Annotated in this window: 15 protein-coding genes and 1 tRNA gene; 4 read left to right on the top strand and 12 right to left on the bottom strand. The window is 63.1% G+C overall.

The window, feature by feature from the left end; translation table 11 throughout:
• Positions 1 to 12: 12 nt before the first annotated feature.
• The 5 genes from AAG793_RS05485 to AAG793_RS05505 all read right to left on the bottom strand — a co-directional run bounded on the left by AAG793_RS05485 (position 13) and on the right by AAG793_RS05505 (position 4,663).
• Positions 13 to 1,938 (bottom strand): SurA N-terminal domain-containing protein, encoded by a 1,926-nt coding sequence (locus AAG793_RS05485; protein WP_341905112.1) that lies wholly within the window; start codon positions 1,936 to 1,938, stop codon positions 13 to 15.
• 83 nt (positions 1,939 to 2,021) lie between these two features.
• Positions 2,022 to 2,097: transfer RNA gene (locus AAG793_RS05490), tRNA-Val, on the bottom strand.
• A gap of 17 nt (positions 2,098 to 2,114) precedes the next feature.
• Entirely contained in the window at positions 2,115 to 2,387 is a 273-nt protein-coding gene (locus AAG793_RS05495; protein ID WP_007874140.1) for an HU family DNA-binding protein, read from the bottom strand.
• A 256-nt stretch (positions 2,388 to 2,643) separates the two neighbouring features.
• Entirely contained in the window at positions 2,644 to 3,768 is a 1,125-nt protein-coding gene (locus AAG793_RS05500; protein WP_341905114.1) for a tartrate dehydrogenase, read from the bottom strand.
• 16 nt (positions 3,769 to 3,784) lie between these two features.
• Complete coding sequence (locus AAG793_RS05505; protein ID WP_341905116.1) at positions 3,785 to 4,663, bottom strand: alpha/beta hydrolase; 879 nt, start codon at positions 4,661 to 4,663, stop codon at positions 3,785 to 3,787.
• 153 nt (positions 4,664 to 4,816) lie between these two features.
• On the opposite strand from AAG793_RS05505, the gene AAG793_RS05510 reads away from it, so the two are divergent.
• Positions 4,817 to 5,752 (top strand): LysR family transcriptional regulator, encoded by a 936-nt coding sequence (locus AAG793_RS05510; RefSeq protein WP_341905118.1) that lies wholly within the window; start codon positions 4,817 to 4,819, stop codon positions 5,750 to 5,752.
• A gap of 29 nt (positions 5,753 to 5,781) precedes the next feature.
• On the opposite strand, the gene AAG793_RS05515 is transcribed toward AAG793_RS05510, so the two are convergent.
• The 3 genes from AAG793_RS05515 to uvrC all read right to left on the bottom strand — a co-directional run bounded on the left by AAG793_RS05515 (position 5,782) and on the right by uvrC (position 9,460).
• Positions 5,782 to 6,663, bottom strand: a complete 882-nt coding sequence (locus tag AAG793_RS05515; protein ID WP_341905436.1) for a DMT family transporter — start codon at positions 6,661 to 6,663, stop codon at positions 5,782 to 5,784.
• Positions 6,664 to 6,749: 86 nt separating this feature from the next.
• Positions 6,750 to 7,316 (bottom strand): CDP-diacylglycerol--glycerol-3-phosphate 3-phosphatidyltransferase, encoded by a 567-nt coding sequence (gene pgsA, locus AAG793_RS05520; protein ID WP_341905121.1) that lies wholly within the window; start codon positions 7,314 to 7,316, stop codon positions 6,750 to 6,752.
• Between the two features lie 188 nt (positions 7,317 to 7,504).
• The gene (gene uvrC / locus AAG793_RS05525; RefSeq protein ID WP_341905123.1) at positions 7,505 to 9,460 is read right to left on the bottom strand and encodes an excinuclease ABC subunit UvrC; all 1,956 of its coding nucleotides are present in this window, start codon (positions 9,458 to 9,460) and stop codon (positions 7,505 to 7,507) included.
• Between the two features lie 66 nt (positions 9,461 to 9,526).
• Between uvrC and earP the strand changes: the two genes are divergently transcribed.
• From earP to AAG793_RS05540, 3 genes are all read left to right on the top strand, one after another.
• The gene (gene earP / locus AAG793_RS05530; protein ID WP_341905125.1) at positions 9,527 to 10,675 is read left to right on the top strand and encodes an elongation factor P maturation arginine rhamnosyltransferase EarP; all 1,149 of its coding nucleotides are present in this window, start codon (positions 9,527 to 9,529) and stop codon (positions 10,673 to 10,675) included.
• Between the two features lie 116 nt (positions 10,676 to 10,791).
• Positions 10,792 to 11,346, top strand: a complete 555-nt coding sequence (efp, locus tag AAG793_RS05535; protein WP_341905127.1) for an elongation factor P — start codon at positions 10,792 to 10,794, stop codon at positions 11,344 to 11,346.
• Positions 11,347 to 11,483: 137 nt separating this feature from the next.
• Positions 11,484 to 12,347 carry a TIGR00730 family Rossman fold protein gene (locus tag AAG793_RS05540; protein ID WP_341905129.1) on the top strand — a complete coding sequence of 288 codons (864 nt, stop codon included), beginning with the start codon at positions 11,484 to 11,486 and terminating at the stop codon, positions 12,345 to 12,347.
• 119 nt (positions 12,348 to 12,466) lie between these two features.
• On the opposite strand, the gene AAG793_RS05545 is transcribed toward AAG793_RS05540, so the two are convergent.
• From AAG793_RS05545 to AAG793_RS05560, 4 genes are all read right to left on the bottom strand, one after another.
• Positions 12,467 to 13,624 carry an MFS transporter gene (locus tag AAG793_RS05545; protein WP_341905131.1) on the bottom strand — a complete coding sequence of 386 codons (1,158 nt, stop codon included), beginning with the start codon at positions 13,622 to 13,624 and terminating at the stop codon, positions 12,467 to 12,469.
• Positions 13,625 to 13,682: 58 nt separating this feature from the next.
• The gene (gene rmuC / locus AAG793_RS05550; RefSeq protein WP_341905133.1) at positions 13,683 to 15,041 is read right to left on the bottom strand and encodes a DNA recombination protein RmuC; all 1,359 of its coding nucleotides are present in this window, start codon (positions 15,039 to 15,041) and stop codon (positions 13,683 to 13,685) included.
• A gap of 19 nt (positions 15,042 to 15,060) precedes the next feature.
• Positions 15,061 to 16,047 (bottom strand): D-glycerate dehydrogenase, encoded by a 987-nt coding sequence (locus AAG793_RS05555; RefSeq protein ID WP_341905135.1) that lies wholly within the window; start codon positions 16,045 to 16,047, stop codon positions 15,061 to 15,063.
• Positions 16,048 to 16,111: 64 nt separating this feature from the next.
• On the bottom strand, positions 16,112 to 17,497 hold the full coding sequence (locus AAG793_RS05560; RefSeq protein ID WP_341905438.1) for a sodium:proton antiporter: 1,386 nt from the start codon (positions 17,495 to 17,497) through the stop codon (positions 16,112 to 16,114).
• Positions 17,498 to 17,537 lie beyond the last annotated feature (40 nt).

Raw genomic sequence — 17,537 nt, forward strand, 5'->3', positions numbered from 1 at the left:
GCAGACGTGCCATCAAACGCTGGTCTTGGTGGCCGGCGTTGGTTTGGGCACCAGAATCTCGGCCTTGAAACGTTCCTTGAGGGCGTTGTAGTAGGCCAGGTTTTCCGCAGTGGTCCACCACTGGTTGTACTGCTCGCGCTCCTGCGCGGCCACGGCGGCTGCAGGGGCCGTGCGCGGCACCAGTTTGGCCACCTTGACGACCACATAGCCCTGGTTGCCCAGGTCCACACCCACCCATGCGGGCAAGGCGGCGCCATCGGCACGCAGGGCGGCGTCGATGATGGGCGATGGCAGGTTCTGCGTCTGGTCACGCGAGACTGTCACCACGGGCGACAGGCCGGTCGCCGTAGCGGGCGATGCTTTCCACGCTGCCAGACGTGCAGCACCCTCTTTGCGCGCTTCTTCTGCGCTGCGCTCGGCGATCCAGCGCTGGCGCACGGTGGCCTTCACCTCAGCGAAAGGCTGGGTGCGTGCCGGTGTGTACTGCACGATACGGCCCGAAACCAGCTGGCTCGGCGCCGTTTCGACGGCTTCGGTATTGCGCTTTTTCTCGACAGCATCGGGGGCGAACAGTGCACCCAGGAACTTGGCATTGGCCAGCACGCCGGTGGTTCCGGGCGGCGGCTGACGGGTCACGCCGGTGGCCGTCTTGACTTCCAGCTTGAGGCGATCGGCCACTGGCTTGAGCGCGTCGGACTGCTCGTACACACCGTTGGTGAAGGCTTCGGCAGTTTCAGCGAACTTCGTCTGTGCCTGCTGCTTCTTCAGCTCAGCTTCCAGCTCGGGCTTCATCTCTTCAAAGGAGCGCTGCTTGGGCGCCTTGATGTCTGTGAGCTTGATGATGTGATAGCCGAAATCAGACTCGACCACACCACTGATCTCGCCCTTCTTCAGCGTGAAGGCCGCGTCCTCGAAAGGTTTGACCATCGCGCCACGGGCGAAGAAGTCAAGATCACCGCCGGAAGGGGCAGAGCCTGGGTCCTGCGAATTCTTTTTGGCCAGATCGGCAAAACTCTCGGGCGCCTTGCGCACGGCTGCGAGCAGCTCTTCGGCTTTGGCCTTGGCCTTCTCGCGCTCGGCGGCGCTGGCGGTCTTGGCTGCCGAGATCAGGATGTGGCTGGCGCGGCGCTCTTCCGCGCTGCTCAATCGCTGGGCGTTTTGCTCGTAATAGGTTTTGAGATCGGCATCGTTGACGCTGATGCCTTTTGTCACGGCCTCCAGATCAAGCTGCACATATTCGATGCTGGCTTGCTCGGGCGCCTGGAACAGCTTCTCGTTGGCCTTGTAGTACTGCTCCAGATCAGCGTCTGAAGGGTTGAGCTTGCCAGCGAAATCAGCCGCACTGAAGCGCACCAGCTGGATCTCACGGCGCTGGAAATACGCATTGAGCGCAGCATCGGCCGCTGCAGACGGCGCAAAGCCGCTGATGCCGACACCACCGAGCACCTGACGCAGCGACAGGTCGTTGCGGACATTGGCCTCAAACATTTCCGGCGTCATGCCCTGCGAGCCGAGCACCTGGCGGTAACGCTCCATGTCCATCGTGCCGTCTGCGCGGCGCAGCGAGGCAATTTCGGGGCTCTGCTGCAGCTCACGCGCCAGGCGCTGGTCGCTGGTGGTGAGCCGGAATTTCTCTGCGGCGGCAGCGATCACGCGGTCGCGCACCAAGCGCTCCAGCGTGCCGTAGCGTGCCTCAGGTGAATCGAGCAGCTTGACGTCGAGCGAGGGCATGCTTTCGCGCACGCGATCCACTTCCAGCTGATGGGCGCGGTCCCATTCGCCCTGAACGATGCTCTTGCCGTCGACCTTGGCTACCGTCGTGCCGGTTTCGCTGGACGGGTTGTAGCCCTCCAGACCGAAAAGGACGAAGGACGGAACGATCAACACAAACAACAGCACCATGGTGATTCTGGTGTGCTTGCGAATGAAATCAAACATCTCGAAATTCCTGTGCGACTGCGTGGGGATATACCGGAAGCCCAACAACAAAAAAGGCGAACCAGGTTCGCCTTTTGAGATGGTGGTGGGTGCTGACGGGCTCGAACCGCCGACCTACGCCGTGTAAGGGCGCTGCTCTACCAACTGAGCTAAGCACCCCACTCAAACACTGTTCATCAGTTCAATGCATCCTTGAGCGCTTTGCCCGGACGGAACTTGGGAACCTTGGCTGCCTTGATTTTAATCGCATCGCCGGTTCGTGGATTGCGGCCGGTGCGGGCAGCGCGCTTGCCAACGGCAAAGGTGCCAAAACCCACCAGAGACACAGAGCCTCCTTTTTTCAGCGTGGTCTTGACGGCGCCGATGGTGGATTCCAGCGCACGGGTGGCTGCGGCTTTGGAAATGTCTGCATGCTTTGCAATGTGCTCGATCAGTTCAGTCTTGTTCACAAGGAGCCCCTCGTAGATGGGTGAGTTAATCTGGATGTCTCAAAAAATATCTCCCGGGACACAGTGGTGGGGGTGTCAGCGGGAGCGGCATGTGCAGGTTGGCTGCTGTGTTCAATTAGAGCGATGGGGCTCCGACCTGTCAATACAGCAACAAGCTTTTACAACGTGCGGACGCGGATTCTAGACGTTTTTTTCACGCCTTCCGCGCCCGCCGCTGTGCACGAGATGTGATTTTGAGGCTTGACAGAAAACCCGTTCAGGCGCTTGCAACAGCGGCTGCAATGGCCTTGCCGACATCGGCGGTGCTGGCCTTGCCACCCAGATCGGGCGTGCGCGGCGCGCCGCTGTCGGGGCTGAGCACCTTCTCGATGGCTGCCAGCACACCATCGTGCGCCGCCTTGTGCCCGAGGAACTCCAGCATCATGGCGCCGCACCAGATCTGGCCAATGGGGTTGGCGAGACCGCGACCAGCGATGTCGGGGGCCGAACCATGCACGGGCTCGAACAGCGAGGGGAACTTGCGCTCGGGGTTCAGGTTGGCACTGGGCGCAATGCCGATGGTGCCGGTGCACGCCGGGCCCAAGTCGCTCAGGATGTCGCCAAAGAGATTGCTGGCCACCACTACGTCAAAGAAGTCAGGGCGTTGCACAAAGTGCGCTGTGAGAATGTCGATGTGGAATTTGTCGAGCTTGATGTCGGCGTAGTTCTTGGCCATCTCGGCCACACGCTCGTCCCAGTAGGGCATGGAGATCGAAATACCGTTGGACTTGGTGGCGCTGGTCAGGTGCTTCTTGGGGCGCGACTGTGCCAGCTCAAATGCGAACTTGAGCACGCGGTCCACGCCGATGCGGGTGAACACGGATTCCTGCAGCACGAACTCGCGATCCGTACCGGGGAAAGCCTTGCCGCCGATGCTGGAGTATTCGCCCTCGGTGTTTTCGCGGACGATGTAGAAATCAATTTCGCCTGGCGCCCGGGCGCTGCCATCACGGCGCACCACCGGCGCGATGATGCCGGGCATCAGGCGCGCAGGACGCAGGTTGATGTACTGGTCGAACTCGCGGCGGAACAACAACAGCGATCCCCACAGCGACACATGGTCTGCAATCTTCTCAGGCCAACCGACCGCACCGAAGTAAATGGCATCGTGCCCACCGATCTGGTCTTTCCAGTTGTCGGGCAGCATCTGGCCGTGCTTCTCGTAGTAGTCCCAGCTCGAAAAATCAAAGTGGTCGAACTGCAGGTCAATACCGTACTTGACGGCGGCAGCCTCCATGACGCGAACGCCCTCGGGCATGACTTCCTTGCCGATGCCGTCGCCGGCGATGACGGCGATGCGCTTTTTGCCGGTGGCGCCGGCGGTGGGTTTGCTGGTGCTCATGGGTGTCTCCTCAGGTTCAGGTTTCAAAAAATTCAAGGGCTTCCGCCAACAGCATGGCGGGAGATTCTTCAGCGATGTAATGGCCACAGGGCAGGCTGCGACCAGACACATCGACAGCGCGCTCGCGCCACAGGGCGAGCACATCAAAACAGGTGCCGACGGTGCCATGCTCACCCCACAGCACCCGCAGTGGTTGCGACAGGCGGCGTGCCGCAGCCACGTCGTCGCGGTCATGCTGCAGGTCCACGCTGGCAGAGGCACGGTAGTCCTCGCAAATACCGGTCGCCGTGCCGGGAATTCGGATGCAGCGCTCGTACTCGGTCAGCGCTTCGGGGGTAAAGGCCGACAGGCCCGCGTGGCGCTTGCCCATCACGCTGCGCAGGTAGCGCACTGGGTCGGACTCAATCAGCGCTTCTGGCAGCGGTGGTGGCTGGATCAGGAAGAACCAGTGCCAGTAGGCGCGCGCGAACGCGTCCGAGGTGTGCTCGTACATGGCCAGCGTGGGCGCGATGTCCAGCAGCATCAGGCGCTGCACCGCCGCGGGGTGATCCATTGCGAGACGATGGGCCACGCGCGCACCACGGTCATGCGCCAGCACCTGGAAGCGCGTGAAGCCGTGGAACTGCATCACAGCCACGGCGTCTTCGGCCATGGCGCGTTTGGAATGCGCCTCGTGCGCGGCATCGCCTTGCACCCGGGCCGAGTCACCATAACCGCGCAGGTCCATCATCACCACGGTGTGTTTCTGCGCCAGCGCAGGTGCCACAGCATGCCACATGGAATGGCTCTGCGGATGCCCGTGCAGCAGCAGCAAGGGGGAGCCGCTGCCCAGGCGCCGCGTGCGCAGTGTTCCGGCTGGTCCGGCAACGTCAGCGATGCTGAATCCTTCAAACATCGAAGCGACCCCGCGTGACACACCTCGCTATCACGAGGATGGCGGGCGGCATGAAGGGCATGGGGTCGTCGAATGGCATGGAGGAATTGTGAGTAAACGGTGGAATCAATTCAAGCAATAATCAGGCAATCGATTATTTCCCAAAAAGAAACAATGGAACGCATGGATCTAACTATGGTGCTGGCGGTTCGCGACACAGGCAGCCTGGCAGGTGCAGCCAGCCAGATGGGGCTCACGCCCTCCGCAGTGACCAAACGGCTGGCCGCGCTGGAGGCCACGCTGGGCCAACGCCTGTTTCAGCGTACCACCCGGCGCGTGAGCCCTACGGCCGAAGGTGAAACCGTGTGTGAGCGCGCGCAGATGCTGCTGCAGGGATTTGTCGCGCTTGAGGAAGAACTGCAGGAGCGCAAGGCTGAACCCACAGGTCTGATACGGCTGGCCGCCACACTGGGCTTTGGCCGCCTGTGGCTGGGCCCGGCGCTGGCGCGATTTCAGCAGCGCTACCCGCGCGTGGAGATTCAGGTGCAGCTGACCGAACAGTTGCCCGACCTCGCACAAAACGGCTTCGACGGCGCCATCTGGTTGTGGTCGGTGCAAAGCGGTCCAGCGGCGCAATGGGTGTCCCGGCGGCTGGCACGCAACCAGCGGGTGCTGGTTGCTTCGCCGCAGTATCTGCGCCACCATGGCACACCCAAGGTGCCGAACGATCTGCAGCAGCACGCGTGCCTCACGGTACGCGAAAACGGCAATGCACCCGGTCAACGCTTTGACACCTGGACTCTGCAGAAGGAGCGGGAAAAAACACCGGAACGAATCCAGGTGTCGGGCCCGATGTCGAGCAACTCCGGCGAGCTGGTACGCGACTGGTGCCTGCAAGGTCGCGGCATCATGCTGCGCAGCCTGTGGGACATTGCGCCGCAACTGGCCAGCGGCCAACTGGTGCGGGTGCTGCCGGGCTACACCATGCCCGACGCTGACATCCACTGGCTGGCCCCCTACCGGCCCGGTCAGCCCCGGCGCATTCGCCTGCTGATTGACCACCTGGTGGCTGAGTTCCGCGATGCCCCGTGGAGCACCAGGGCCCGCTAAAGCTATTTGGCAAGATGCCTTGGCAGGCCCTAGCCCGCCTGCGGCGCTGCAGCCCGCACCACGAGGCTCACGCCGATCGCGGTGAGTGCCGTGCCCACCAGCGTGATGGCGGTGATGGGCTCGTTGAACAGCAACCACGCCATTACTGCCGTGGTGGGCGGCACCAGATACAGCAGGCTGGTAACAGAGGTCGCGGCGCCGCGCTGTATCAGCAGATACAGCAGCGAACCACCGCCCAAGGTCAACACCAGCACCGCCCACACCATGGCGCCAATGAAATGGCTGTTCCAGACGATGGCCTCGCTCTCCAGCAGGGTCAGCGGCAGCGTCACGGCCAGCGCGGCCATCAGCTGGATGGCACTGGCGGTGCGTACATCGGTCGGCTTCAGGTAACGCTTCTGGTAGAGCGTGCCTGCAGTGATGCTGAGCAAGGCCAGCACGGTCGCGAGCAGCGTGAGCAGAGTCACCTCCTGGCTGCTTCCGAACTTGCCGGACACCACCAGCAGCAGCCCGGCCAGACCGAGGACCAGACCGGCCCACTGGCGCGGCTGCACCCTGCCCTCACCACCTCCATCGCCACCATGGTCCGACGCCCACGACACCCACACCGCCGTCAGCACCGGCTGCAGGCCCACAATCAGCGCCGCAAGGCCCGAACCCATGCCGGCCTTCACCGCCACCCAAACACCGCCCAGATAGCCGGCGTGCATCAGCACACCCGTCACGGCCAGATGCAACCACTGCTTGCCACGGGCTGGCCAAATCGCACCCGAGGCCCGTATCCACACCAGGAAGCAAACGATGGACAGGAAATAGCGCAGCGCCAGAAAGGTCAGCGGCGGCGCGTAAGGCAGGCCGAACTTGGCGACGATGAAGCCGGTGCTCCAGATCAGCACGAACACCGCTGGCATGGCGCGGAGCACCAGCGACACGGGCGCTCCGGCGGAAGACGTGGAACTCACGGTCGAGTCAATTCAACAGCGCCGCACAAGTGCAGCTACTTGGCGCGGGCCCGGATTTCCGGAATCGCTTTCTGCAGGTAGTACACCATCGACCACACCGTGAGAATGGCCGACAGCCAGATCAGCCAGGTGCCCCACACGTGAGTGTTGATCAAGCCCATCAGCGTGCCGTCAAACAGCAGGAAGGGAATGGCGATCATCTGCACCGTGGTCTTGACCTTGCCGATCATGTGCACGGCCACGCTGCGCGAGGCGCCGATCTGCGCCATCCATTCACGCAGGGCCGAAATCGCAATTTCACGGCCAATGATGATAAGGGCCACAAACACATCGGCCCGCTGCAGATGCACCAGCACCAGCAGCGAGGCGCAGACGAGAAACTTGTCGGCCACCGGGTCAAGGAATGCGCCGAACGAGGAGGTCTGGTTCAGCTTGCGGGCCAGAAATCCGTCCAGCCAGTCGGTGGCGGCGAACACCACGAACATCACGGTGGCGATCAGGTTGCGGTCAGCGGTGGGGATATCCAGATAAAAAACCCCGACGATCAGGGGAATCGCGACGATGCGCGTCCAGGTCATCAAAGTGGGGATAGTCAGGAACATATGCCTCGATTTTGGCACGAGCCCTGTGCATCACGCTCAACGCCGGGGCGTCGTTACCGCCAGTCACGCCTGATCAGGGCATTTAAGGGTGCATTCCGTTGCGTGAATACGTCTGAGCTGAAGGCGCCTGCCCATCCATGCACGGCGCAAGAAGCACCGACCCGGTCCCTGCAGGGGCCGATCCAGAGTCAATGCAAGGCGCGGTAAACCTCTTCCGCCAGATCACGCGAGATGCCTTCTACCGAGGCGATGTCTTCCACACTGGCCGACGCCACACCGCGAATGCCACCGAAGCGCTGCAGCAGGCTGGCGCGCTTTCTCGGGCCGATGCCGGCAATGTCTTCCAGCTTGCTGCCGCCCGTGCGCACCTTGTCACGCTTGGCACGCATGCCGGTGATGGCAAAGCGGTGCGCCTCGTCGCGAATCTGCGCGATCAGCATCAGTGCCGCTGAGTCGCGGCCCAGATACACCTTGTCGCGTCCGTCGGCAAACACCAGCTCTTCCAGACCCACCTTGCGGCCCTCGCCTTTTTCGACGCCGGCGATCAGGCCGAGGTCAAGGCCCAGTTCCTCAAACACCTCGCGCGCCATCGAGACCTGGCCCTTGCCGCCATCGACCAGCACCAGATCAGGCAGGCGTACACCGACCTGCGTGTCAGGGTTGCGCACCGCCTCGGCCAGCTTGGTGTAGCGGCGGGTGAGCACTTGGCGCATGGCAGCGTAGTCATCGCCCGGCGTGATCCCGTCGATGTTGTAGCGGCGGTACTCGCTGTTGACCATCTTGTGGCCCTGAAACACCACACACGATGCCTGGGTGGACTCACCTGCGGTGTGTGAGATGTCGAAGCACTCAATGCGCAGGCTCTCCAGATCGTCCCGCGACAGGTCCAGCGCCTCGGCCAATGCCCGGGTGCGCGCCTGCTGCGAGCCCTGCTCGGCCAGCAGCCGGGCCAATTGAAGGCCGGCGTTTTTCTGCGCCATCTCCAGCCAGATGCGGCGCTGCTCGCGCGGCTGATGAACCACGTGCACCTTGCTGCCCACTTGCGCGACCAGCGCGTCGATGAGTTCGCGGTCCACTGGCTCGCTGCACACCAGCGTGGGTGGCACCGTCACATCGATGTAGTGCTGGGCAATGAAGGCTTCCAGCACCAGGGCTTCCAGCGATTTGCCGACAGGTACTGCAGCCCCATCGGTCGCGAGCTCGGCATCCAGCGCCGCCACATCCGTGGCGTTTTCCACATGAGTGGGGAAGTACGGCCGGTCGCCCAAGTGCCGCCCGCCGCGCACCATGGCCAGATTCACACAGGCCTTGCCGCCCTGCACCTTCACCGCGAGGATGTCCACATCCTTGTCTCCACCCGTCTCCATCGACTGCTGGTGCAGCACCTTGGACAGCGCCGACATCTGGTTACGCAACTCGGCTGCCTGCTCGAACTCCAGCCGGTCGGCGTGCGCGAGCATCTTGCTCTCCAGCGCTGTCAACACCTCCTGCGCCTGCCCCTGCAAAAAGCGCTCGGCATTGGCCGTGTCCAGAGCGTACTGCTCTGGTGACACATGGCCCACACAGGGTGCCGAGCAGCGCTTGATCTGGTACAGCAGGCAGGGCCGGGTGCGGTTGTTGAACACGGTGTCTTCACAGGTGCGCAGCCTGAACACCTTTTGCAGCAGCAGGATGGTGTCTTTCACCGCCCACGCGCTGGGGTAGGGACCGAAGTAGCGGTGCTTTTTCTCCACCGCGCCGCGGTAGTAGGCGATGCGGGGGAACACCTGCGCCGTCGGTGCGCTGCCCTCTTCGGCAGTGCGCGCACCGGTGAGCTTGAGGTAGGGGTAGCTCTTGTCGTCGCGGAACAGGATGTTGAACCGGGGGTTCAGCGTCTTGATCAGGTTGTTTTCGAGCAGCAGCGCCTCGGCCTCCGAACGTACCACCGTGGTTTCCATGCGGGCGATCTTCGTCACCATGTGACCAATGCGGGTGCCGCCATGGTTCTTCTGGAAATAGTTGGCGACCCGCTTCTTCAGGTTGCGGGCCTTGCCCACGTACAGCACGCCGCCTTCGGCGTCAAAGTAGCGGTACACCCCCGGCAAGGCCGGCAAGGCCGCCACTTCACTGAGCAGTTGGGGGTCGAATTCGTGGGCTTTGGTCATGCAGGCAGATCAACGAGGACATCAGGGTTCGACGAGAGCCGAGCCCGTATTGTGGACAATCCCCGCATGATGCGCAGCCTGCAGTGGGACATTTTTTGCAAAGTCATCGATAACTTCGGTGACATCGGCGTGTGCTGGCGCCTGGCGGCGGACCTCGCCACGCGCGGGCATCGCGTGCGGTTGTGGGTGGACGATGCTTCAGCCCTGCAGTGGATGGCGCCGCGAGGCCACGCGGGCGTCCGTGTGCTTGACTGGAAGACCCCACTGGAGCCCCAGGCCCTCGCCGAAGCAGCGGTTAACGCGACACCGCCCGATGTGCTGATTGAAGCCTTTGGTTGTGATGCCGACCCTGCCTTCCTGACCGCGTGCGTACACCAGCGGGGCACGGCGCCGCAGCCCGTCTGGATCAATCTGGAATACCTGTCGGCTGAGCCCTATGTGGAGCGCAGTCACGCCCTGCCCTCGCCGGTGCTGCAGGGGCCAGCGGCAGGCTGGACCAAATGGTTCTTCTACCCAGGCTTTACGCAAGCCACCGGCGGGCTGTTGCGGGAGCCCGGGTTGCAGGACAAGCAGGCAGTATTCCAGCGCGGTGAATGGCTGCGGGCGCAAGGCGTCGGCGGGCAGGGCGAGGCGCTGGTCAGCCTGTTCTGCTACGAGCCTGCGGCACTGGCGCCCTTGCTGCACTCGTTCAAACAGCAGGGTCTGCGCGGGCAGCCGGTGCGGCTGCTGGTCGCTGCTGGCCGGGCCACGGATGCGGTCAAGGCGGAAAGCGCTGCGGCGGCAGTCGATGACGTTAGCGATGGGCCGATGCTGACGATCTCGTATCTGCCGTGGCTGACCCAGGCCGACTTTGACCACCTGCTGTGGTCCTGCGACCTCAACTTTGTGCGCGGTGAAGACTCGGTGGTGCGGGCGATCTGGGCCGGAAAGCCTTTCATCTGGCAAATCTACCCCCAGGACGATGAGGCCCATCGCATGAAACTCGACGCGTTCCTGCAGATGCTGCAGGCGCCGGGCTCACTGCAGGCCTTTCATGCCCACTGGAACGGCCTCCACCCCGCAGGCGCGGAACCAGACTCATTGACCGACACGCTTTCCGGGCTGCTCGGCGACCTGCCAGCCTGGCAGGCATGCGTTACTGCCGCTGCCCAACGCCTGCAGGCGCAGGACGACCTCGCCACCCAGCTCTGCGGCTTTGCCCTGAAAAACGGCTAAAATCAGAGGCTTTGCGGACCAGCCTGACCTGGCACACCGCACAACCCGCCGCAAGCGCCCACAGCGGTGCACACCTGCACCCAGGCTCAGCGGCCTAGCTTCAAGTAGAAACTGCTATGAAAATCGCTCAAGAAATCCGCGCTGGCAACGTCATCATGCACGGCAAAGACCCGATGGTGGTGCTCAAGACCGAATACAGCCGCGGCGGGCGCAATTCCGCCACTGTGCGCATGAAGCTCAAGAGCCTCGTCGCCAACTTCAACACCGAAGTGGTGTTCAAGGCCGACGACAAGATCGACCAGATCGTGCTCGACAAGAAGGACTGCACCTACTCCTACTTCGCCGACCCGCTGTATGTCTGCATGGACTCTGAGTACAACCAGTACGAAGTGGAAGCCGAGAACATGGGCGACTCGCTGAACTACCTGCAGGACGGCATGGAACTCGAAGTGGTGTTCTACGATGGCAAGGCCATTTCGGTGGAACTGCCGACCAGCGTGCAGCGCGAGATCACCTGGACCGAACCTGCCGTCAAGGGCGACACCTCGGGCAAGGTGCTCAAGCCTGCCAAGATCGCCACCGGCTTCGAGATCGGTGTGCCCATCTTCGTGGCACAGGGCGATGTGGTCGAGATCGACACCCGCACCGGCGAATACCGCAAACGCGTCTGAGCCTTCCCCGCTCGTCCAACAGAAAGGCTCCGCAAGGGGCCTTTTTGCTTTGCGCACCATTCACCTCATTCACGTTGGGGTTTGAAGGTCGGGGTTTGTCAAACACGGCGGGCATGTTTCATCATTCACAATCAGTCATGGATCAAACACAAGACCTTTCCGCCAACCGCCTGGCCGACGCCTGGGCCGAGCTGCAATCCCAGGCCAACAGCGGCTCGGCGCTCGATGCATCCGCCTACCGTCTGGCCTTTGCCGACCCGGAGTTCATGCTGCGCCGCGAAACCCGCGGCATCCGTTTTCAGCTGGAGATGCTCAAACCCGATATCGAGCAGCAGGCGCAGGGCATTGAAAGCACGGTGGTGGTGTTTGGCAGCGCGCGTTTTCCCTCGCCCGAGCAGGCACAGGCCGCGCTGGCCCAGGCCGAAGCCAGTGGTGACGCACAACAGATGAAAATCGCGCAGCGCCAGATGCGCAATGCCCACCACTACGACCAGGCCCGCCAGTTTGCCCGGCTGGTGGCCGAGTACAGCACCCAGTGCAAGCCCGCCGAACGGCTGTTCATCTGCACTGGCGGCGGCCCGGGCATCATGGAAGCCGCCAACCGGGGCGCGCATGACATCGGCGCACCCACGGTGGGCCTGAATATCGCACTGCCGCACGAGCAGTCGTCCAACCCCTACATCTCGCCGACACTGAACTTCAAGTTCCACTACTTCGCGCTGCGCAAGATGCACTTCATGATGCGGGCCAAGGCGCTGGTGGCATTCCCGGGCGGCTTCGGCACGCTGGACGAGCTGTTTGAAGTCATCACGCTGGTGCAGACCGGCAAGGCCAAGGCGGTCCCCATCATCCTGTTCGGCTCGGATTACTGGAAGCGGCTGATCAACTTCGATGTGCTGATTGAAGAAGGCGCGATCTCTCCGCAAGACCTCGATCTGTTCCGCTACGTGGACGACCCGCAAACGGCGTGGGAAAAGATCAGGGACTTCTACAAACTGTAAATATGACCCCCACGGTCGTTCGCTTCACGTAACTCCCTGCCCCCCCCGAGGGGGCGCATTTTTCCTTGGGGCGGCCCTGCGGAAAAACTTGATCCCCACGGTCGTTCGCTTCGAGGGGCTCAGTTCCTCAATTGCCACGCCAGCCGGCTGCCCGCCCCCACCACGGCGCCAGTCGCCCAGAACACGGCGGCGATCCCGACCAGCGCACCGGCTGTTCCGAACAGGATGGGCATCAATACACTGGAGGCATTGATCGCCATCAGGCGCAGCCCCAGCGCCTCACCATGGCGCGCCTCCGGCGTGATCTGGTGCAGCATGCTCATCACCATGGGCTGTACCATGCCCAGCGCAAAGCCCAGCAGAACCGAGCAGATGCCCATGCCCAGCGCGGAATCCATCAGGGGGTAAATGCCGAACAACACCGCCGTGGCCAGCATGGCGCCGGCCAGCACCTTCCACTCGCTCAGGTGGGCGGCAATCAGCGGCATCACCATGCGGATCAAGGCGGCAGCAATCGCAAAGGCGCCCAGAATCGTGCCGATGACCGACGCACTGATGCCGCGCTCGAAGCCCAGCACTGGCACCACGAAGGTGTGAACATCCCAGCAGGAGGAGAGAAACCAGTTGACCATCATCAGGCGGCGGAAAGACGCATCGCGCAGCAGGTCCCACGCACGGGGTTGCGGGCCAGACGCGGTTTCCACCGGTGGCAGCTCGGTGGTGTGGCGCACCATGAACCAGCTAACCAGCGGCAGCAAGGCCATCAGCAGGAATGCCGCACGGTAACCGGTGATGCTACCGGGTGCCGCACCGGCATGGTCAATCAGGAGACCCGCACAGAAAGGGCCCACAAAGTTGGACACCGCCGGCCCGATGGCCAGCCAGCTGAAGACCTGCCGCAACTGCATGGCGCCAGACGTCGCACGCCCGACATGGCGCTGAAGCGCGATCACCGCCGCGCCGGTGGCCCCGCCGGTCAGCAACGCGGCCAGACACAGCACCGGAAACACCGGGAAGGCCACCGCCGCACTGGCGCCCAGCACTGCTGCGATCACGCTGTAATGAATCGGCCGCTTGAGACCATGGCGATCGGCAAACCGCCCGGCGGGCAGTGCGAGAAACACCTGGGTCAACGCAAACAGCGCGAGCAACACACCCACGGCCGCAGGGCTGTAGCCTTCGCGCAGCGCGAGCAGCGGCGCCGCCAGGCGCGTGCCGGCCATGCAGGCGTGCAGGCACACCTGTGCGAGGATCAGGCGCATCAGTTCACGGGTCATGGGGCAGGCGTGCGGCGGAGCAAGGCATCAATGCCGCCCCTGAAGACGGCAGCGGGACTCACCGTTCATCGAGGTCCCGGTCGGCCTCTCTGTCCGCTGGATCCAGCGGAATCAGGCGGGCCGAATCGGCCTCGGGCAGCGCCTCGACATTGCGCAGCGCCTTGCCCATCACCCGGCTGCGCTGCTCAGCACTGCTGAGGGTGTTGAGTACGGTTTCGGTCTGCGACTTGACCTTGGCCAGCACATCGCCGAACTTGCCGAACTCGGTCTTCACCGCACCTAGCACCTGCCAGACTTCGCTGGACCGCTTTTCCAGCGCCAGAGTGCGAAAGCCCATCTGCAGCGAGTTGAGCATGGCCAGCAAGGTGGTCGGGCCAGCCAGCGTGATGCGGTGGTCGCGCTGCAGGCTCTCCATCAGGCCGGGCCGGCGCAGCACTTCGGCGTAGAGGCCTTCGGTGGGCAGGAACAGGATGGCGAAGTCGGTGGTGTAAGGCGGCTCGATGTATTTTTCGGACATCGACTTGGCCTCGGTCCGGATGCGCACTTCCAGCGCCTTGCCGGCGATCTCGGCGCCCAGCACGTCGGCGCGCTGCTGGGCGTCCAGCAGGCGCTCATAGTCCTCGTTGGGGAATTTCGCATCAATCGGCAGCCACAGCGGTTCCCCCGAATCGGAGCGCCCCGGCAGCTTGATGGCAAAGTCCACCGGGTTCTTGCCGCCCCGCCGCGTAATGACCTGTGCGGCGTACTGGTCCACCGTGAACACCTGCTCCAACAGGGCCGACAGCTGTGCCTCGCCGAAGATGCCGCGCGTCTTGACGTTGGTGAGCAGGTGCTTGAGGTCACCCACACCCTGCGCCAGCGTCTGCATCTCGCCCAGACCCTTGTGGACCTGCTCCAGCCGGTCAGCCACCTGCTTGAAGCTTTCGCCCAGGCGCGTCTCTAGCGTGGTCTGCAGTTTTTCGTCCACCGTCTTGCGCATCTCGTCTAGCTTGGCGGAGTTGGTGAGCTGCAGTTGCGCGAGCTGCTTTTCGAGCGTGTCGCGCACCTCACCCATGCGCCGCGCATTCGACTCGCTGACCGACTGCAGTTGTGTGGTCAGCGTGTCCGACAGTGTTTTCTGCAGCAGGGTGAGCTGCTGGGCAAAAGCATCGATCTGCGCGTTCTGGGTGCGAATCGCCTCGGCGCTCTGCTGCACCAGCGTCTGCTGGAAGGTGGCGAAGGTGGCGGCCAGTTCCTGCCGGCTGCTGCGTGCACTTTCGGTGATCTCGCGGCGTAATTCGCGTTCAAGCTTGTCGTCGCCAGCCGTGATGCCGGCCAGCACTTTCTCACTGCCGTCACCTGCCGGCTTGCGCAACAGCAGCACGGTCATCAACACGAGGTTGATGAGCAGCAAGCCCAGAATCAGCCAGAGTTCCATCGCGGTGTCCGGCCGCTGCTCAGGCCTGGGTCAGGACGGCAGGATTGAGCGGCGTGAGCGGCGCCTTGCCCGTGAAAAAGGCGATCAGGTTGTCGGCTGCCAGGTTGGCCATGGCCATGCGGGTCGGAATGGTGGCACTGGCGATGTGCGGCGTCAGCACCACGTTGGGCACGGTCAGCAGATCGGGGTGCACCGAGGGCTCGCCCTCGAACACGTCCAGCCCGGCAGCGGCAATCCGCCGCTCTTTCAGGGCAACCGCCAGTGCCGCGTCATCCACAATGCCGCCCCGGGCGATGTTGATCAGTGTGGCGGTCGGCTTCATCTGGGCCAGCTCTGCCGCCCCGATGATGTGGTGCGCTGCAGGCGAGTACGGCAGCACCAGCACCAGATGGTCGGCGGTCTTGAGCAGCTCTTCCTTGCTGACCAGCGTGGCCTTGCAGGCGGCTTCGGTCGCAGCGTCGAGGCGTGAACGGTTGTGATAGATCACCTTCATGCCAAAGCCATGTGCACCGCGTTTGGCAATGCCCTGACCGATGCGCCCCATGCCCAGAATACCCAGCGTGGCGCCATGCACGTCAGAGCCGGCAAACATGTCGAAGCTCCACTTCTTCCAGAGACCGGCACGCAGGTAATGCTCGCTCTCGGTCACGCGCCGGGCGGTGGCCATCAGCAGCGCAAATGCAAAGTCGGCGGTGGTCTCGGTCAGCACATCCGGTGCGTTGGTGGCCAACACGCCGGCGGCGGTCATCGCGTCGATGTCGAAGTTGTTGTAGCCGACGGCCATGTTGGCGCAAATTTTCAGCTGCGGGCAGGCTGCCAGCACCTCGGCATCAATGCGGTCACTGCCGGTGGTGAAGGCGCCCTGCTTGTCTTTCAGGCGGGCCGTCAGCTGCTCCTTGGTGAGCACATCGTCCGCCTGGTTGCTCTCCACTTCAAAGTGCTGGGACAGTCGCTCCAGCACTTCAGGGAATACGGCGCGTGCGACAAAAATTTTCGGTTTGCTCATGGAATGCCTTTCGTTTGTCTCTTGATTTTTTGGGATCGCAGGAAATGAAAAATGTCGGTTCCAGTCAGCGGAACCAGATGAGGGTCATGATGACAAAAAGCGGAATCAGCACGGCACCAGACCATGCCATGTAGCCGAAGAAGCTGGGCATCTTCACCCCACGCTCTTCCGCCACCGCCTTGACCATCAGGTTGGGCGCGTTGCCGATGTAGGAGTTGGCACCCATGAAAACAGCGCCGGCCGAAATAGCCGCCAAAGTGGGCGCCAGCGTGGTCATCAGCGTTTGCGGGTCACCGCCTGCCGTGTTGAAGAACACCAGATACGTTGGTGCGTTGTCCAGGAAAGAACTGAGCACGCCGGTCGCCCAAAAGTACATCGCGGGGTCGGGCTGCCCGTCGGGGCGCGTCACTGCCGCGACGACCGCACCGAACGGGCCCTGCACGCCCGCCTTCAGCATTGCAATGACCGGAATGATGGTGAGGAAAATGCCGGCGAACAGCTTGGCCACCTCCTGCATCGGGCCCCAGGAGAACTGGTTTTCCGAGTGCACTTTGGCCGGCGTGATGCTCAGCGAGATGAAGGTCACCGCGATCAGTCCCAGATCGCGCATCAGGCCGGGCAAGCCGACCTCGGTGCCGAACACCTCGAACACGACCGGAGACTTCCAGATGCCGCTCATCAACACCAGCCCCACCACGGCACCGAGCAGCCAGAAATTGGCGATGCCGTCGAAGCCAAAGCGCCGGGTGTCGGGCGTCGGGTCCACAGGCAGCACGCCTTCGCGACGGTAGTACCAGCTGTCCAGCAAGTAAAAGATCACCAGCAGGCTGCCGACGAGGAACAGGGTTTCCGGGAAGATGTGGCGCACCGTCCAGAAAAAGTCCACGCCCTTGAGGAAGCCGAGGAACAGCGGAGGATCACCCAGCGGCGTGAGCGAGCCCCCGGCGTTGGATACCAGAAAAATGAAGAAGACCACCACATGAGCCTTGTGGGCCCGGTTGTCGTTGGCGCGAATCAGCGGACGGATCATCAGCATGGACGCACCGGTGGTACCCATGAAACTGGCCAGCACGGTACCGATGGCCAGAATGCCGGTGTTCAGCGCCGGGCTGCCGTGCAGGTTGCCGCGGATGAAAATGCCGCCTGATACGGTGTACAGGGCCGTGAGCAGCACAATGAACGGAATGTATTCAGCCACCGCCGCATGGACGAGACTGGTACCGGCCAGCGCCGGCCCGAACACCACCGCAAACGGCAGCAAAAATGCCAGTGCCCAGGCCGCCGACACCTTGCCGAAGTGGTGGTGCCAGAACGAGGGCACCCACAAAGGCAGCAGCGCGATGGACAGCAGGATGCCCGCAAACGGAATGCCCCACATCGGCGACAGCTGCGCGCCGTTGATCTCTGCGGCAGCGGCTACGCCCGGCAGAAAGGCCATCAGGCCCGCCATTGACACCGCACCCACGGCACGCATCGCACGGCGTGCACGC

Source organism: Polaromonas sp. YR568, from assembly GCF_943372955.1.
Lineage (GTDB): Bacteria > Pseudomonadota > Gammaproteobacteria > Burkholderiales > Burkholderiaceae_C > Polaromonas.

Bases quoted from the DNA above. Each gene is read 5' to 3' on its own strand.
- AAG793_RS05510 (WP_341905118.1), top strand. From the start codon at position 4,817: ATGGAACGCATGGATCTAACTATGGTGCTGGCGGTTCGCGACACAGGC.
- pgsA (WP_341905121.1), bottom strand. From the start codon at position 7,316: ATGTTCCTGACTATCCCCACTTTGATGACCTGGACGCGCATCGTCGCG.
- AAG793_RS05560 (WP_341905438.1), bottom strand. From the start codon at position 17,497: ATGGCGGGCCTGATGGCCTTTCTGCCGGGCGTAGCCGCTGCCGCAGAG.
- AAG793_RS05505 (WP_341905116.1), bottom strand. From the start codon at position 4,663: ATGTTTGAAGGATTCAGCATCGCTGACGTTGCCGGACCAGCCGGAACA.
- AAG793_RS05485 (WP_341905112.1), bottom strand. From the start codon at position 1,938: ATGTTTGATTTCATTCGCAAGCACACCAGAATCACCATGGTGCTGTTG.
- AAG793_RS05500 (WP_341905114.1), bottom strand. From the start codon at position 3,768: ATGAGCACCAGCAAACCCACCGCCGGCGCCACCGGCAAAAAGCGCATC.
- AAG793_RS05555 (WP_341905135.1), bottom strand. From the start codon at position 16,047: ATGAGCAAACCGAAAATTTTTGTCGCACGCGCCGTATTCCCTGAAGTG.
- rmuC (WP_341905133.1), bottom strand. From the start codon at position 15,041: ATGGAACTCTGGCTGATTCTGGGCTTGCTGCTCATCAACCTCGTGTTG.
- AAG793_RS05545 (WP_341905131.1), bottom strand. From the start codon at position 13,624: ATGACCCGTGAACTGATGCGCCTGATCCTCGCACAGGTGTGCCTGCAC.
- uvrC (WP_341905123.1), bottom strand. From the start codon at position 9,460: ATGACCAAAGCCCACGAATTCGACCCCCAACTGCTCAGTGAAGTGGCG.
- efp (WP_341905127.1), top strand. From the start codon at position 10,792: ATGAAAATCGCTCAAGAAATCCGCGCTGGCAACGTCATCATGCACGGC.
- AAG793_RS05540 (WP_341905129.1), top strand. From the start codon at position 11,484: ATGGATCAAACACAAGACCTTTCCGCCAACCGCCTGGCCGACGCCTGG.
- earP (WP_341905125.1), top strand. From the start codon at position 9,527: ATGATGCGCAGCCTGCAGTGGGACATTTTTTGCAAAGTCATCGATAAC.
- AAG793_RS05515 (WP_341905436.1), bottom strand. From the start codon at position 6,663: ATGCCAGCGGTGTTCGTGCTGATCTGGAGCACCGGCTTCATCGTCGCC.